This is a genomic window from Streptomyces sp. CB02959, assembly GCF_002803155.1.
Taxonomy (GTDB): Bacteria; Actinomycetota; Actinomycetes; order Streptomycetales; family Streptomycetaceae; genus Streptomyces.
Map to the genome: position 1 here is coordinate 1 of NZ_NNBP01000014.1, position 15,376 is coordinate 15,376.

16 protein-coding genes and 3 pseudogenes are annotated in these 15,376 nt (G+C 69.2%); 11 read left to right on the forward strand and 8 right to left on the reverse strand.

Annotation, left to right across the window (positions count from 1 at the left end; translation table 11 throughout):
* The 4 genes from CG747_RS22495 to CG747_RS22510 form a co-directional block, all read right to left on the reverse strand.
* Window positions 1-122 (reverse strand): transposase (locus CG747_RS22495; RefSeq protein ID WP_146022132.1); only part of this gene is annotated, 122 nt, incomplete at its 3' end.
* Between the two features lie 35 nt (window positions 123-157).
* Window positions 158-646 (reverse strand): trypsin-like serine protease, encoded by a 489-nt coding sequence (locus CG747_RS22500; protein WP_257980637.1) that lies wholly within the window; start codon window positions 644-646, stop codon window positions 158-160.
* Between the two features lie 476 nt (window positions 647-1,122).
* Window positions 1,123-1,815 (reverse strand): zf-HC2 domain-containing protein, encoded by a 693-nt coding sequence (locus CG747_RS22505; RefSeq protein ID WP_100603610.1) that lies wholly within the window; start codon window positions 1,813-1,815, stop codon window positions 1,123-1,125.
* Window positions 1,812-2,321: a sigma-70 family RNA polymerase sigma factor gene (locus tag CG747_RS22510; RefSeq protein WP_219621515.1), complete on the reverse strand. Its 510-nt coding sequence runs from the start codon at window positions 2,319-2,321 to the stop codon at window positions 1,812-1,814. The genes CG747_RS22505 and CG747_RS22510 overlap by 4 nt, the downstream gene beginning before the upstream one ends.
* A 522-nt stretch (window positions 2,322-2,843) precedes the next feature.
* Between CG747_RS22510 and CG747_RS22515 the strand changes: the two genes are divergently transcribed.
* The gene (locus tag CG747_RS22515; RefSeq protein WP_100603611.1) at window positions 2,844-3,539 is read left to right on the forward strand and encodes a hypothetical protein; all 696 of its coding nucleotides are present in this window, start codon (window positions 2,844-2,846) and stop codon (window positions 3,537-3,539) included.
* 351 nt (window positions 3,540-3,890) lie between these two features.
* A complete protein-coding gene (locus CG747_RS22520) occupies window positions 3,891-5,153 on the forward strand; it encodes a vanadium-dependent haloperoxidase (RefSeq protein ID WP_100603612.1) in 1,263 nt (420 codons plus the stop codon).
* Window positions 5,154-5,535: 382 nt separating this feature from the next.
* Here CG747_RS22520 and CG747_RS22525 read toward each other — a convergent pair whose 3' ends face one another.
* Window positions 5,536-5,889 carry a hypothetical protein gene (locus CG747_RS22525; RefSeq protein WP_100603792.1) on the reverse strand — a complete coding sequence of 118 codons (354 nt, stop codon included), beginning with the start codon at window positions 5,887-5,889 and terminating at the stop codon, window positions 5,536-5,538.
* Window positions 5,890-6,312: 423 nt separating this feature from the next.
* On the opposite strand from CG747_RS22525, the gene CG747_RS48175 reads away from it, so the two are divergent.
* Entirely contained in the window at window positions 6,313-6,450 is a 138-nt protein-coding gene (locus tag CG747_RS48175; protein ID WP_180985663.1) for a hypothetical protein, read from the forward strand.
* A gap of 219 nt (window positions 6,451-6,669) precedes the next feature.
* Window positions 6,670-7,911: an MFS transporter gene (locus CG747_RS22530; RefSeq protein ID WP_100603613.1), complete on the forward strand. Its 1,242-nt coding sequence runs from the start codon at window positions 6,670-6,672 to the stop codon at window positions 7,909-7,911.
* Window positions 7,912-8,104: 193 nt separating this feature from the next.
* On the opposite strand, the pseudogene CG747_RS22535 reads toward CG747_RS22530, so the two are convergent.
* Window positions 8,105-8,335, reverse strand: a pseudogene (locus tag CG747_RS22535) (glycine cleavage system protein H); the annotation flags it as partial.
* 234 nt (window positions 8,336-8,569) lie between these two features.
* Here CG747_RS22535 and CG747_RS49705 point away from each other — a divergent pair.
* From CG747_RS49705 to CG747_RS48190, 3 genes and pseudogenes are all read left to right on the forward strand, one after another.
* A pseudogene (locus CG747_RS49705) lies at window positions 8,570-8,815 on the forward strand (IS5/IS1182 family transposase); the annotation flags it as partial.
* Window positions 8,816-8,930: 115 nt separating this feature from the next.
* On the forward strand, window positions 8,931-9,197 hold the full coding sequence (locus CG747_RS48185) for a transposase family protein (RefSeq protein WP_257980657.1): 267 nt from the start codon (window positions 8,931-8,933) through the stop codon (window positions 9,195-9,197).
* A gap of 377 nt (window positions 9,198-9,574) precedes the next feature.
* On the forward strand, window positions 9,575-9,724 hold the full coding sequence (locus tag CG747_RS48190; protein ID WP_180985664.1) for a hypothetical protein: 150 nt from the start codon (window positions 9,575-9,577) through the stop codon (window positions 9,722-9,724).
* 196 nt (window positions 9,725-9,920) lie between these two features.
* Here CG747_RS48190 and CG747_RS22545 read toward each other — a convergent pair whose 3' ends face one another.
* A complete protein-coding gene (locus CG747_RS22545) occupies window positions 9,921-10,613 on the reverse strand; it encodes a TetR/AcrR family transcriptional regulator (protein ID WP_100603615.1) in 693 nt (230 codons plus the stop codon).
* A 53-nt stretch (window positions 10,614-10,666) separates the two neighbouring features.
* On the opposite strand from CG747_RS22545, the gene CG747_RS22550 reads away from it, so the two are divergent.
* Window positions 10,667-11,785 (forward strand): NAD(P)/FAD-dependent oxidoreductase, encoded by a 1,119-nt coding sequence (locus CG747_RS22550; RefSeq protein ID WP_100603616.1) that lies wholly within the window; start codon window positions 10,667-10,669, stop codon window positions 11,783-11,785.
* Window positions 11,786-12,018: 233 nt separating this feature from the next.
* Here the strand turns inward: CG747_RS22550 and CG747_RS22555 are convergent.
* Window positions 12,019-12,324 (reverse strand): annotated as a pseudogene (locus tag CG747_RS22555) (Tn3 family transposase); the annotation flags it as partial.
* On the opposite strand from CG747_RS22555, the gene CG747_RS48195 reads away from it, so the two are divergent.
* From CG747_RS48195 to CG747_RS22565, 3 genes are all read left to right on the forward strand, one after another.
* Window positions 12,301-12,459 carry a hypothetical protein gene (locus tag CG747_RS48195; protein ID WP_257980662.1) on the forward strand — a complete coding sequence of 53 codons (159 nt, stop codon included), beginning with the start codon at window positions 12,301-12,303 and terminating at the stop codon, window positions 12,457-12,459. The pseudogene CG747_RS22555 and the gene CG747_RS48195 sit on opposite strands and share 24 nt — an antisense overlap.
* Before the next feature lie 69 nt (window positions 12,460-12,528).
* Window positions 12,529-13,146, forward strand: coding sequence for a hypothetical protein (locus CG747_RS22560; RefSeq protein ID WP_100603617.1), 618 nt, complete (start codon window positions 12,529-12,531; stop codon window positions 13,144-13,146).
* A complete protein-coding gene (locus tag CG747_RS22565; RefSeq protein ID WP_100603618.1) occupies window positions 13,143-15,368 on the forward strand; it encodes a M48 family metallopeptidase in 2,226 nt (741 codons plus the stop codon). Before CG747_RS22560 ends, CG747_RS22565 begins: the two co-directional genes overlap by 4 nt.
* Window positions 15,369-15,376: the final 8 nt, after the last annotated feature.

Consider the following 15,376-nt stretch of genomic DNA (forward strand, 5'->3'; position numbering starts at 1 on the left):
AGCGTGCCGGAGTGGACGCCGAGTTCCTCGGCGACCTCCGGGATCGGCCTGCCCGTCTCGATCACGATGCGTACAGCGCCCTCACGAAACTCAGGCGTGTACGTCCGTTGCTTGGACCCCATGAACTCCAACTTCCCCTGCAATCACGGACTCCACGCTACGAGGGGAGGGACATGCCGGGCCGCCCCGCCTGCTCGGCGATCTTGATGGGTTGCTGGGCGACCGGGCGGTCCAGGCGTATCAGCGCGATGTCGTCCTTGTTGGCGGCCTTGTTGTCGCCGTTGACATAGCCGGGGTGGACGAAGGTCCGGTCGATCTTCCGGACGGTGCCGCCGGACTTGCGGTGGTCGCTGCCGACCCGCACTCTGCCGTCCAGCTTGAGCCCCTCGACCTTCAGGCAGTGAGCCGCCGTCAGCACCCACTGCCGATCGATCAGCGACGCCCCACAGTTCCCATCGATCAGACCCTGCTCCGGCGCCGACTCCGGGATGGTCGCCATGAACGGGTACTTCTCGGTGGAGTCCGACCCGTTGACGATGGCTCCTGCGCTGCCGGCCATGACGGTGACGCAGGCCGCAGCGGCGAGAGCACCGACGGCAGCGGTGCGGGCGGCGGTACGGCGACGCGGGGGCTTGAAGTTGAACACAGAGAGGGTTCCCTTTTTTCAACCAGCTTGCCGTCGGCGTGGACTCCGAGAGCGATCCCCGGTTCCCCCAACCGCACCGTGTTGTGCAGCAGTTCGGACAGGCTGTGTGCGAAATTCCTGCGGCACATAGTGACAGGTGGGAAAACCGTCAAGGCTTGTGCGAATGCGCAAAGTTGGTGGGGACGACGTTGGCCTGCGCCACCATGTCGAGTTGGTCCTGGGAAGTGGTGTACGGGTTCGGTCTGATCCGGGGGCTTGCTCCGGCGTCGGGATCAGGCCCGCAGAGACGAACGTCCACCGGCCCTGAGGGTCCACCGACCTCGATTCTCTCCTGTCGATCTTCTTGGCCGGTGTGGGGCTCGGGCCAGGCTTGCGGTGCCGGCGAGCCGAACTGGCATCGGGGCGTAGCCGCGGCAGGCCGGACCATCCCGTGGGCCCGACAGTGGAGCGGTCCGCGGGATGGTGGTCGAGGCAGGTCACAATGGTCGGGTCGTGGCGACCAGGTGTCCCGCATGGTCCATCACGGAGATGGATCGAATATCGGGAAGGTGCAGGGCACTCGCCCCCGTCACGGCGGCGCTGCCGTTGGGAGTGAGCGCCCAGGTGGCCGCCTGCTCCTTGCGGCCGTCTACCGAGGAGACCTGGAGGACGAAGGGTCCCGGTGCTCCTGCGGGCAGGTCGGCCAGCGTGACGCTCACCGCAGTGCCCCAGGGCTTGGCCGTGAGCGTGGCACGGCCGGACACGGAGTACCCGGCGGCTGAGGTGAAGGCCGTGGCCGGGTCGGCCGAGTTCCGGAACGACAGCATCGACCCCAGTCCGAGCCCGGCAACCACGATCAGGGCCGCAGCCAACGCCAGCCACTGCCGACGAGCCCGGCGCCTGCGTGCGACATCGGCGGCGCGGACCTGCTCCAGCAGACGGCCGAGCCCGGCCGGCGAAGCCGGGGGCGCCGCATCGGTGTCGGCCTCGCGTGTGGCTTGGAGACGGGGCACGGACATGCCCGGGGAACGGCGCAGCAGTCCCGCCAGCGGGGCCGAGCGCGCGAGCTCGTCACGGCATTCCTGGCACGTGGGCAGGTGGGACTCCAGGACGCGGCGGTCGGTCTCGCTGAGACCGCCCAGCACATACGCGCCGATCAGCATGCGCACGTCTTCGTGGTCGGTGCTCACCGCAGAACTCCCATTTCTTCAAAGGCTGCGCGCAGGTTGCGTACGGCGTAGTAAGCGCGGGACTTGACCGTCCCCTGCGGGATCGTGAGCCGTGACGCGGACTCGGCGACGGTCAGCCCCTCGAAGTACAGCGCCTGGATCACGTCACGATGCTCGCTGGACAAGCGTTCCAGCGCTGCGGTGATCACGTGCCCCTCCAGTGCCGCCTCCACATCATCGGCAGAAGGTATGGCCGCGAGTGCCTCGTCGTCGTAGAGCGGTTCCGGACGTCGCTGCTCAGCGCGCCAGCCGTCGGTGAGCACGTTGCGGGCGATCGTAAAGAGATACGAGCGGATGGTGACGTGGCTTGGCTCGATCTTGCCGATGCTGCGCCACGCCCGCAGCAGCGTCTCCTGCACGACGTCCTCCGCCTGCTCAGGACTGCGCACATACCTGCGCACGAAGGAGAGCAGCACATCGTGGTGCTCGGTGTACAACGCAGTCATCAACTGCTCGTCCGGCGTCACGCTCGATGTCCTCGTCTCGCAGGCTGGGGTCGCTCGAAGCATCGCCGGGCCCGGGCTGCAGGCGGTGGACAGTCCGCGCCCCGGGGAGGCGCGGAACCAGATCCGATCCATCCGACTCACTTCCATACCTGACCGCACTGGCTGCGCCGTCTTCGAGGACGGCTGCGACATGCGGCTTCCGGTGTCCTTACGGCACTGATCGTGTGCCCTTGCGGCTACGTGTACGACGAGCCAGGAGTTTAAGTTCACTTACCGGCAGCGGACGGACTCGGGTTCTCGCCGTCCGTTTGGCAACGGCCCGTCGGCGCTTTGCAGCAGGGGTGTGCACGGGTGTGCTGACACGCGGTCGGCGTGCCAGCTCGTCCGGAGCCGTACGGACAAGGAACCGCCGGAACGCGGCCGTGACCAGCCCCGGCGTGCGCCACCCAACACAGCATTACTCGTCGACCTGCGGACTGAACCGGGTGCCGCAAGTGGTCGTACACATGGCCGCAAGCCTCCCAACACTCAGGAGATCACGTCATGAGGAAGAAGAAGCTCGGCTGGACCCTCGGCGCGGGGGCGACCATGGTCCTCGGCCTGGGCGTCGCGGCCTCCGGGCTGTTCAGCGCGAACGCCTCAGGCCCGGACATGCCCGCCTCCACGGCAACGCACCCGGTCAAGGTGGAGGTCCTCGCGCCCAAGAGCCGGGACAACGCGGGCGCGGGGGGCAAGGGCTGGTTCGTGGACCTGAAGCTCTCCTTCCGGGGCAAGACCCTGGCCCAGACCGGCTTCAACGGGCTCCAGCTCACCGGCCCGGCCGCGCACAACAACATCGCCCCCTTCCCCGGCACGTTCTCCACCGGCCAGGACGACAAGATCCCCGGACTGGTCGTGCTGGACTCCACCACCAACAGCACCCTCCCCGGCTTCTCGGGGCCCGGCACCAACCTGGCCAACCTGTTCAACCTCTCCGGCGTCACCAACCGCACCCCGCACAAGACCGAACTGTGGGACACCTGGATCGTGGGCGCCCCCATCGCGGGGCAGAACGTCGACACCACCCTGACCGTGGCCGTCGTCGACGACCTCAACCACGACGGCATCTACAACGACGCACCCAACGTCGTGAAGGACCTCAACGGCGACGGGAAGACCGACGCCAAGGACCTGGCTCTGATGGGCGTCGCCTCCAACATCGTCACCGTCCCCTTCCACATCAACGCCGACCCCGCCTGATCCCCGCCAGGTCAGGAGGGCACCGCCGCTGGGCAGGTGAACGCCTGCGCGTGCGCCGCACTGCGCGCTGGTGCTGAGGAGACGGAGCTGACGATGCCGTCTCGGCCGTCTTCGTCAGCTCCGTACGCGGCCCCCTGCGGACAGCCGTCACCCGGCCGCAGACCTGCCTGGGCACTTCCCGGGCTCGCCAGTTCCCCGGATACATCACTGCCGGCGCACGCCCGGCCATGCCGAAGACCGCCTCTGCCCGCAGTGGCGTCCCGCTCGGCGGGCAGGGCCTCCGGTCCGGCACACATGACTGCCAGACGGACGGGCCGACACCCGGCCCACCCCATATCAGGAGCTACTCCCATGAACTCCCCGAAGACCCGTGTGGCCCTGGTGGCCTCCACGGCACTGCTGGCCGCCTGCGGCCCAGCGTCGAGCGTCACCGCCGCCCCTGCGCCTGGGAACGGTCGCCCCTCCGTGGCGCTCACCTGGTACGACACCACAGCTGACACGATCGCGAAGGCCGGCCCATCACTGCCTGCGGTGGCCAACAACCGTACGTGGGCTGTCAGTTGGATAGCGGCGGCACGGGCCTTGCAGCACGTGCCGTCTGGGGTCGACCGCAGGGACTACCAGGACGCGGCGCTGGCCGCCGCGGTGCACCGCGCCCTGGTCGAGCTGGTGCCTTCCCGCGCCTCGGAGCTGGATGCCGCTCTCCAGCAGACCCTGGACCAGACCCCCGACGGCCCGGCCGAGACCCTGGGCTCTGCAGCTGGCGAACGCCAGGCGCTGAAGGTCCTGCACGAACGCGAGGGAGACGGTCTCGATGCGGCCTCGGTGAACGCACCCTTCACCGTGCCGCCGGCCGCGCCAGGTGTCTGGCAGCCCACCCCGCCCGCGTTCGCCCCCGCCATCCAGAACGGCAACCGGTTCGCCCGGCCCTTCCTGCTGAAAAGCGCCAGCCAGTTCCGACTGCCCGCGCCTCCCGCTCCGACGTCCAAGCGGTACCAGACCGACCTGAAGGAGGTTCGAGACTTCGGCGCACTGAACAGCGCCGTACGCACCGCGCGGCAGACCGACACGGCCACCTTCTGGTTCGACTCCTCGCCGACCCTGTGGACCAAACCGATGCGCGTTGCACTCGCCGCCACCTCCCGCCAGCCGCTGCGCAAGCAGGCCGAACTCGTCGCCCTGGCCAACGCCACGCTGGTGGACACCCAGATCGCCACCTCGGACAGCAAGTACACCCACCAGCTGTGGCGCCCTGTCACCGCGATCCGAGCCGGCGTCGGCGAGATCCCCGCCGACCCGTCATGGACCCCACTGCGCCCCACCCCGGCGCACCCGGACTACCCCAGCGGCCACAACACCTACGCAGGCGCGGCGGAAACCGTTCTCACCGCCCTCGTAGGACCGCGCACGGCCCCGTTCACCCTGACCAGCGCCACCGCGCCAGGCGTCGTCCGCACCTACACCGCATGGCACCAGCTCACGCGGGAGAACCTCGACGCGCGGGTCTGGCTGGGCATCCACACCCGACTCGCGGACGAGGCCGGGGTCAAGCTGGGTACCGATGTCGCCAGGTACAGCCTGGACCACACCCGGTCGCTGTTCCAGGAGCGCTGAATCAGCCAGGCGAACACCGCCTCGACTGTGCGCAAGCCCCTGCTCCGCTGCCAGTCGCCCGTGGACCCCGCCCGGCCAGAGGCTGGGCGGGGTCCACCGCGGGCGCTGCGGCTGCACGTCGACCCGACACCTGGGGCCACCCAAAACGGAAAGGAGCCGGGACATTTCGCTTGATCGCGCGGGCACTGCCGGGTGGCCGTGGTCCGGACACCTGGGTTTTCACGCTGGGGCGCCGTTGCCGCGGCGCCCCAGCGCATCCAGTCCAAAAAGCAGAAAACGGGCTCACAGGGAGGATTGTTCGCCACCCTGCGGACAGCCCCCAACAGCAGTGGGGGCCCGACCAAAGGCCGGCCCCCCACGCGCTCACATCAGCCCGGGCTGGTCAGCCCTCTTCCCACGAGACACTGCCCACGCCTGTGGAGGCGATCCCGCACCTCCTGCCCGATGCGCCGGACTGGCCAGGGTTGAGCGTCACCCAGTCCCCGTGAACATCCGGCGCCATCCCGCACACCACCACGGCCCGGAAGGCCACGACCCGGGCGGTGTTGTTACGGCACCGAGCCCACCCCTCACGCCCGTCCGGGGTATCGGTGGTGCAGGACAGAACGTTCTGTGCGCCGACGCCCTTGGTGGTCACCTTCTGCGGCGCGGCCTGGTCCGCGTACGCGGTGGTGGCGCCCACCATCGGAACGGCGGCTAAGGCGAGCGATGCGGCGATTGCGCTGACTTGCTTCAACTTTCCCCCTAGATCTTCTACTTGGCCCACTACTGGGCCAAGTTTCAGGAGATCAGAACACCTCCTGGCGCGGCTAGTGAGCACAAGGATTCGAGGGCCAGGACAGTACGCCGAGGGCACAGCAACGAGGGCTAGAGCCCGAGCTGAGCGCCAGAGCGGCCAACTGACGGGCTAAGTCACAACTACTCAGAGCGACAACTGGAGGTCACCGCAAACTAACTTGAGCAGTCACAGATGCCAGCAGCAACTGTGACCGGACGCCACAGTTTGCGATTCAGCTGGCACGTCTCTGCTGGTAGTCGGTCTTTCTGGACACGACAGTTTGCGAGTCCTGGACGCGATAGTTTGCGAGCCTGAGCTATGTCGGTGACAGTGGGTAACTGTCCGCAGCGTCCCGGCTGAGGAGGAAGCCATTGTGGGGAGATGTCAGACTTCGAACTGATCGCGTCGTTCGCGGTAGTTGACTTTCTGAGGGAGTGCGGCGACGTGCTCGGCAAGCTGTTCAAGAGCAGCCTGCAGAAGGGGGCGAACCTCGTGATGGCGGTTCAGGAAGGGCCGTAGGAGTGACGGAACCCCCTCGCGTGCTGATGCCGGGCGGGGAGGTTGTTGGTGTCGCCGGCTGCGTACGGCTTCCAGATCCACGTCGGTCCACCTTAGTGAACAACGGATAGTTGTGGATTGTTGGCAGAGTAGTTGTTTGACCTGCTGTTGTGCTGCTCGCTTAGCTCTCACTGGCCAATGTCGGTTGTTCGAGTGAGACATCGAGGGGGCGCGCTGAGCATGGTGGGCAGGAGACGGTTGGGCCGGCAGTTCGGCTGGCTGTGGGCGGCATATGCGGTGAGCGCCTACGGGTCCGGGCTGGGGTTCGGGGCATTCCCGCTGATCGCCGTCCTGGCGTTGCATGCCGGCCCCACTGAGGTGTCCGCGCTGTCCGCGGTGGGGCCTGCGGTGGGCGCGCTGATCGCGGTGCCACTCGCGCCGTGGGTGGAGTTCCGGCGCAAGCGCCCGGTCATGATCGCGATGGATCTGACCCGGTTCGGAGCCATGGCGACGATCCCGGTGGCCTACGCCTTCGGATGGCTCAGTTTCGTCCAGCTGCTCGTGATCTCGGCCGTGGTCGCCGCAGCCAAGATCGCCTTCAACGCGGCCAGCGGCGCCTACCTCAAGGCCCTCATCCGGCCGGATGACCTGCTCGTGGCCAACGCACGGTTCGAGTCCACGAACTGGAGCTCCATCGCGGTAGGGCCACCACTGGGCGGGGCAGCGATCGGCCTGTTCGGGCCGGTCACCACCGTGGTCGCCGACGCGCTCAGCTACCTGCTCTCCGCGCTGGGCATCACCGCGATCCGCGGCCAGGAAGAAGCGCCGCGAACGACCGAAAAGAGCCCGGTCCGGGCGGGCGCACTGCTCGACGGCTGGCGACACCTCATGGGGCACCCCGGTTTGCGGGCGCTCTACCTCAACAACATGCTCGTCGGCGGTCTGATCATGGCCACCGAGCCGCTGCTGGCCGTGCTCCTGCTTCGCCAGCTCGGGTTCCCGCCCTGGCAGTACGGCCTCGCCTTCGCCGCGCCCTGTGTCGGCGGACTCATCGGCTCCCGGCTGGCCCGCCGTGTCGTGGCCCGCTACGGCCAGCACGCGGTCTTCCGGACCGTTGGCACCCTGCGCGCCATCTGGCTGATCGGCCTGGTTTTCGTCCGTCCCGGCGTCGTTGGCCTTGTTACCGTGATGGTTGTCGAGCTGGCCATCATCATCAACATGAGCCTGTTCACCCCGGTGCTCGCCACCTACCGGCTCGAACACACCCCCAAGCATCTCGTCGCCCGCACCCTATCGGCCTGGTCGATCGGCCAGCAGGCGTCCATCGCGATCCTCACGGCGCTCGCCGGGCTGCTCGCCGACGTCACCAGCCCACGCACCGCTCTCACGGCCGCTGGGCTGCTCATCCTGACCACGCCGCTCCTCCTTCCCCGGCCCGACCAGACGGCGCAGCACGAGCCGGAACTGGCTACGAGCCGGTGACCGGTGCAAACGCCGCGTACTGGGCTGCCTGTTGATCCGACAGGAACTCGACCGACACCAGGTCCTCCGAAGATCGACAACATCGACCCGCGAAGGCTGCGCCGTACGATCAGCCCAGGTCAAAGCGCCAATCAGGGCCGTGAGGGCTTAGCGCACGATCTGACATGGATGTTGCTCAACCCCCGTAGCGCGCTCAACCACAGGTCGGCTTGAGCTTGAAAATCCAAGATTCGTAGGGCTCCTCGTTGATGAATTCCGGGCTGTCGAACACCTCCTCGTTCACGGCGATCACCTCACCACCGATCGGCGCGTAGGTGTCCGAGGCGGCCTTCGTTGACTCGACGACACCTGCGGCATCGCCGGCCGCGAAGACCTTGCCGAGCTCCGCCAGCTCAACGAACACCACGTCGCCAAGCGCCTGCTGCGCATGGTCACTTCACGAGCTATGGCCAGTTTCCCAGCACTGAAATGTGGTCGGGTAGCCGGATCGCGTTGCCGTGACCCGGCTACCCGACCACATTTCAGTGCTGGCTCACCACCACGAGCCGTCACGCAGAGTCGCCAACCATGGCGCTCGCAAACTATGGAGTCCATTCGCAAACTGTGATGTCCGGTAACCGTCCTTGCCGTGCTGCGGCACGACCAGTGCCTGGCCGACATGGCCGGTGAAAACAACGTGTCCGAGTCCACCGTCCGCCGCTGGCGCGACGAGCTGATCGGGCTGCTCGCTGCCCAAGCGCCGCGCCTGGACCGCGCTCTGAAGCAGATCGCCAAGCGGGGCGGGGAGGTCGTCCTGATCGACGGCACCCTCATCCCCGCTCAGCGCCGCACCGGAAGAGCCGACCGGCGCAACTACTCCGGCAAACACCGCAGCCACGGACTGCACTTCCTCGCACTGACCGACGAAAACGGCCGCCTGATATGGATCTCCGCCGCCCGGCCAGGCCGCACCCACGACAAACGCCGCCGCCCGCCACGACCACATCCTGGCCCATCTGCGCGCCGCTGGCCTCGGGGAGCTGGCGGACCTCGGTTTCCGCGGCCTGGACAGCGACGTACGCGATCTTGTAGTCGTCACCGGCTTCCACGCCAGCCGCACCCGCAAGCTCACACCCGGCCAGAAGGGCGCCAACCGAGTCCTCGCCATCGGACGCGCGCCTGTCGAACACGGCTTCGCCCACCTCAAGAACTGGCGGACCCTCACCAAACTCCGCACCGACCCCGCCCGCGCCACCCGCCTCCTGCGCGCCCTGCTCGTTCTGGCGAGCCTCGAAGTCAATCGCTGACGGACGATCTACTCCCCAGACCGCAGCCCACGACCAGCGTGAGCACCCCCGAAGGCCGTCACACCAGCCCTTTGACCTGCAGATCCAAGTTGGCGGAGGCTCCGTGCTTCCTACCGGACCGTCTACATCCCGCAGTGCCTCCAGTGCACCACCGCGGTCACCGAACTCGACAGCGGCGGCCGGCCCGTGCTCGCCGAGTCGATGCTCCTGCCCGAGCCGCTACGCGAGCGCCTGGCCTCCGACGGCTGGCAGCTCACCCCCGGCCGCGCCCGTAACCCCGGGAGGCCAAGGACCCGCTGTTCGGCGACAAGCTCGCCTGCCGCGCGTGCCACGGTGCGCGCCGGAAGGAGCGTGCCGCGTACGAGTGCGGGCACGGGGTGAAGACCCTCGACCTGTCCAACCGGCTCGGCGCCGGCTGGACGCTGACCCAGCGCGAGGTTGACGCGGAGAGGCAGACGTGGCTGGTCGAGCACGACGGCACGGTGCACGGCCTGGTCCGCCGCTACCACCGCAAGGACGGCACCTGATCCAAAGGCTGGGAGGCCCTGCTTAACAGCGGCACCGGCTTCATCCGGCATTCCGCCAGCAACGCCGCGGCGTGAAACGACCGGTCCAGCTTTCTGTGGCGCAGCCGGGACCTGGCCGCCTGGGGCATCGCCCACCGCCCCGTGCGGCCCGTGGACGCCGACCCCGGCCTCGCTCACATTCGGGAGGAGTTGAGCGTCACGCCGACGGCCGGGTGAGTTTGGCGTCCACGGCGTCGAGGACCCAGTCCAGGCCGGTCGTGAAGGATGTTTCGGCGTCCACGTCGGTGCCGTCATAGACGGCCTTGGCCAGTGCCGGGAAGCGGCCCGTGGCCAGCATTCTTGTCACATGCGGACCGTGGGCGCGCTGCCAGTCGTGCTTGGACAGGCCCGTGGTGCGCTCGGCCCGCAGGTTCGTGATCTCGCGCCTGATCGCGCCGGTGAAGTAGGCGCTGACCGTCTCCACGGCTCGCATGACGGTGTCGATGTCGGTGAGGCCGTCGAGGGCTGCCAGCGTGGCCTCGGTCACGGCGAGGCCGTTCGGGCCCAGGGCCGGGCGGCGGCCGAGCAGGTCGGCCAGCCATTCGTGGCGGAGAGCTGCCTGCCTGGTCCGGTGGGCGAGGATGCGCAGCGCCTCCCGCCAGTCACCGGGCTGCTCCTCGGGAAGAATCTCGGCGTAGATCTCGTCCACCATGAGGTCGAACAGCTCCTCCTTGGTGGAGATGTATCCGTACAGCCGCATCGGGCCGGCATTCAGCCGACCGGCGACCTTGCGCAACGACACCGCCTCCAACCCACCTTCGTCGGCCAGCGCGATGGCGGCGGCCACGATCCGCTCCCGGTCGAGCGGCACGGGGCGAGTCGGCGGCTCCGGTCGGTCCCACACAGTCATGGGGGCATCGTACTGTTGCGATGCATCGTAGCGAGTCAATACAGTGTATCGATATGAGACAACGCATCGCAGTGGTCGGGGGCGGTCCTGGCGGCCTTACCTTCGCCCGTGTCCTGCACCGCCATGGCCACCCCGTCGCCGTCCTCGAACGCGATCCCGCTCCCGATGCCCGCCCCCCGGGCGGCACGCTGGACCTGCGCGAAGGGCTGGGCCAGCTCGCGCTGGACAAGGCGGGGCTGCTGGCGGAGTTCCAAGCGCTGTCTCGCCCCGAAGGGCAGGCCATGCGCATCCTGGACACGGACGGGACCGTCCTGCGCGACTGGCGACCCCATCCAGATGACCGAGCCAATCCCGAGATCGACCGCGGGCAACTCCGTGACCTGCTGCTCGGCCCTCTCGACGTCCAGTGGGGCCGGAGCGTGATCCAGGTGGCGCCCGGGACTCGGGACGGCGTACTGGTCCATTTCGCGGACGGGCGACAGGAGACGTTCGACCTCGTAGTCGGCGCGGACGGAGCTTGGTCCCGGACCCGCCCGGCAGTCTCGTCGGTGACGCCGCACTACACCGGCGTCACCACCGTCGAGACCTCCCTGGACGACGTCGACACCCGCCACCCTGACCTCGCCCGGTTGATCGGCGACGGTTCCGTGGCTGTGTACGGCGTGAACCGGGCTCTCGTCGCCCAGCGCAACAGCGGCGGCCACGTCAAGGTGTACGCCCAGTTCCGCGCGCCGCTGGACTGGCACGCGAACCTGGACCCAGCCGACGTCGAGGCCGTGCGATCGGGGCTGCTGGCTCTGTTCGACGGCTGGGCCGCTCCCGTCCTCGACCTCCTCCGCCACGGCCCCGCTTTCGTCCACCGCCCCCTCTATGTCCTGCCCGTGTCCCACACCTGGACCCACGTCCCAGGGGTGACGCTCCTGGGCGACGCCGCCCATCTGATGCCCCCGCTGGGGGCGGGCGCGAACCTCGCGATGCTGGAAGGCGCCGAGCTCGCCGAGTCCATCGCCACCGGCTCTGGAGATCTGGACGAGGCCGTCCGCGCCTTCGAGGAACAGATGTGGGCACGGGCCGGCAGGTGGGCGAAGATCACGACGGCCGGTCTGGAACGCCTGGTGAGCCCGGACCCCGCCGAAGCCCTCGCCCTCTTCGACCAAGTCCAGCCATCCTGACGGCCAAAAGCGCGAGAGCACCAGCAGCTCGCCACGGCTTCACCGGACAGTGCGGCACCGCCGCAGTCCCTTCCGGCAAAACCGCCGTTAGGCGAACGCAAGGACGCCTGCACCGAACTCAGCCCTCAGTCCGCTACCGCCGAGATCCGGTCCGATCCTCCTCGCGGGCCGGACATCATCGCGCTGCCGCTGGAGGGGGAGGGCGCACTTCAGTCCGCGTCGTCCTCGTCGAGCTAGGGCGTATCCGGGTCGCGCAGAGGGCGCAGGGCGCCAGCGGCCGGGACGCTGGCCCGGAAGCTGTAGCGGCCGAGCAGGTTCAGGTTGCGATGCTTGAGCGGGGAGAGCCGGGCGATGTCCTCCTCCCGGATCTCGTGGCCCTCGGCGCGAAGTTGGGCGACGGCCGCGTCGATGCACCGCGTCGTCCGAAGCACGATGGCATTGAGGACCAAGTCGAGTGCACCGAGCTGGTCTTCCATCCCGTCCCGGTACGCCTGGCGGATGGTGCCGCGCTTGCCGTGGCACACGTCCCGGGCAAGTTCGCGAACGAGTACCCGTGGCAGTGGACGCCGGCCCATATGGACGAGCGGTCGGCCTCCCTGAGGAGCGAGAAGCACCTGGCGCCGTCCACGATCCGCAGTTATGTGGACGGACAGTGGAAGTATCCCGTGCTGTAGGGATTTAGCGGCCTCGGCAGGTTATCTTTCGCCGCAGGACCGCGGAGTCCGAGGGGCAGGGGGTACGGCATGGCCGGAGACCGGGGGAGACCGACCTGGACGGTGCTCCTGGCCCGGAGGGCCATTCAGGACGTCGCGCCGGACGAGCTGCCGCAGTTCGCGATGGTGGCCCAGGCCTACCTCGCCGCTTCGGAGACGCAGCGGGAGCGGGCGATGCGGCGGGCCGAACCACTCGGGCTGGGGCTGGAGGGCGCCGCCGTCGTGCTCACCACCGCAGTGCTCGCGGTGGCAGCGAAGGTGAGCGAGCACCTGGTGCAGGAGTTCGTCCGCCGCGGTGTCGACGCCACCGAGCAGGGGCTGCGGGCTCGGTGGCGGCACTGGCGCGCCCGCCGTCGAGGAGACGAAGGCGGGGGCAACGCACAGGGCGAAGGCGCGGAGCCGCTGCCGGCCCTCACCCCGGAGCAGCTCGCGCACGTGCGTGACCTGGCCATGCAGGCGGCACTGCGTCAGCGGCTCGCGGAACGGACGGCGCAGGCCGTGGCGGACGGCATCATCGCGGAACTGGCCACGGCCGAGGCACGGGTGACAGGCGCGAGCGGGGCCCCAGGCACGAGTGGGGCACCGGCCGCGCTCACCGGCCGTCGTGACCAACTCACCGACGACGGCGACGAGGCGGCGGCGCGATGAGGCGTCCGAGACCCGGACCGCCCTACGCCCTCACCTTCCCGACCGGGACGACCATCCGCTTCGTCCTGCTGATAGCGGTCGCCGCCTATGCGGTCACGCTGTTCGCCACCTTCGCCTCCAGCATGCTGATCAGCAGTGTGCGGCTGCCGGAGGTGATCGCGTACTACGAGTGCCACCAGCGAGCAGTCGAGGACAGCGCGCGCTATCGGTCTGAGCAGGGCGCCGCTCCCGGCTTCGCAGGGGACGTGGACGCCTCGCACTGCCACGACCCCCGCGCCTGGCTGGGGCCGCTGCTGCCGGTTCTGGTCGTGGCGGTGTTCGTCCTCGCGATCGCGGCGGCTTACTGGCTGTTGCCCGAGTGGCGCAAGAGACGCCGCGGCTACGTGACACTGTCCGCGGCGGTGGCTCCGGACGTGGAGCCCCGGCTGGCCTCCCTGACGCAGCAGGCAGGGATCGCGGGGCAGGTCACCTTCCTCGTCGAGCCGCTCAACCCGCGGGTCCAGGGCCTCGCCTTCGGGCGGGCCGGAAGACGCCATGTGGTCCTCAGCAGCGGGCTGCTCACCCTCTGCTCCCGCGATCCGGGCGCCTTCGACGCGGTGGTCCTGCACGAACTGGCCCACTTACGCAACCGTGATCTGGACATTGGATTCCTCACGCTGATCGTCGGCAGGTCCTGCTGGCCGCTGGTGGCGTTCCTGACCCTGGGTGGCATGAGCAGCGCCGTGATACTCACCCCGTCCGTCAGGACGGCGCAGCTGCCGGAGGGAACGGGCCCGATGCCGACGGCAGTGCTCGCCTCAGCGATCATGGGAAGCTTCGGGGGCCTGTTCCTGGCGGCAGCCGTCGTGCTGTTGCGCAACGCGGTCCTCAGGAGCCGCGAACTGGACGCCGACGCACGGGCCGTGGAGTGGCTCGGGACCGCAGCGCCGCTGCAGCGCCTCCTCGCCCACGGGGCCGGATCGCAGACCGCGGCAGACGAGGCGCCCGGCTACCGGCACCTGCTCAAGGTGCATCCCGCCCCCGCCGAGCGCGTCCGCGCAGCCGCGCGGTCCGGTGCGGACGTCCGCATCGCGCCGCTGGACCTCTTCGCCGTCGGACTGATCACGGCCTATCTGTACGACCTGATAGGGCTGGGTCCGCTCGGCGGCGGCACCGGGGCGAGCGTGACGACCGAGGCCTTCGCCGCCTTCGTCGCCACTTTGCTGTTGGTCGGTGCGGTGGCCGCGACGGTGTGGCGCGGTGCGGATCCGCGCGGACTGCGCCACGGAGAAGTCTGCTCGGCACAACGGAAGCGCGCACTTCGCACAGCGGGGATCGGCCTCGGCCTCGGCCTGTGCACGGCCCGTCTCTTCTCCCCGACATTCGCCTCCTCGGCGGCCATGGTCGGCGGGCGCGGCCTCTCCCTGGTGCTGCCCTACGCAGCGCTGTGCGCTGTGGCGGGCTGGGGCGTGGTGTGCTGGCTGGAGAGGGTGGCCATGGCCTGGACCCCGGCGATGAGGGCCGCCCGCAGGCCGCGGCTGCTGCTGTGCGCGGTACCGGTTCTCTGCGCGGTGGGAACGTGGCCCGCACTGCTGTACCTGCTGTATCTCCCCGACATGACGCTGTACGCCTCCTCGTTCGTGGCCCCGGGCTGGCCCGGGGCCGTCGTGCTCTTCTGGGCCGCCCTGCACATGACCCAGCACGGCACGACCGGCTGGGCATCGCTGGCGGTCGTGACCGCGTGTGCGGTCCTGGTCGCCGGACGGTGGTGGTCCTGGCGGCCGTCGGCTGCCGCCGCACGCGGTGAGTCCGGTCCGGTCAGGCCACCCGGGTGGCTGTGGGCGCGGCTCGGCATCCCCACCGGACTGGCGGCCTCCGTGCTCCTCACCCCTGTGGCACTGCTGCGGCTGGGAGGCGCGGAGGTGGTGTGGATCTCGGTCGGCGCCGCACAGCTGGTGGCCGCCCTGTGGGCCGGGCGCGGACCGGCCCTGTGGCCCGTCGCGCGAGCCGCTCTCGCCGCCTACGGCGCCGGCTTCGTCGCGACGGTCGGCTGGGCCGAGCAGATCGCCCTCGCCAGCTGCGCACTGGGCACGGACGCCTGCCACGTGCTGCCGCAGCTGAGCGAGCTGAAGCTGGGCGTGATGGCCGCGGGACCCGGAGCGATGTTCGGCACAGCAGTCTGTGCGGCGCTGTACGGACGGCGCGAGCGCAGATACCGCCATGCGAAACCGCCGCAGTCCTGACTCTTCTG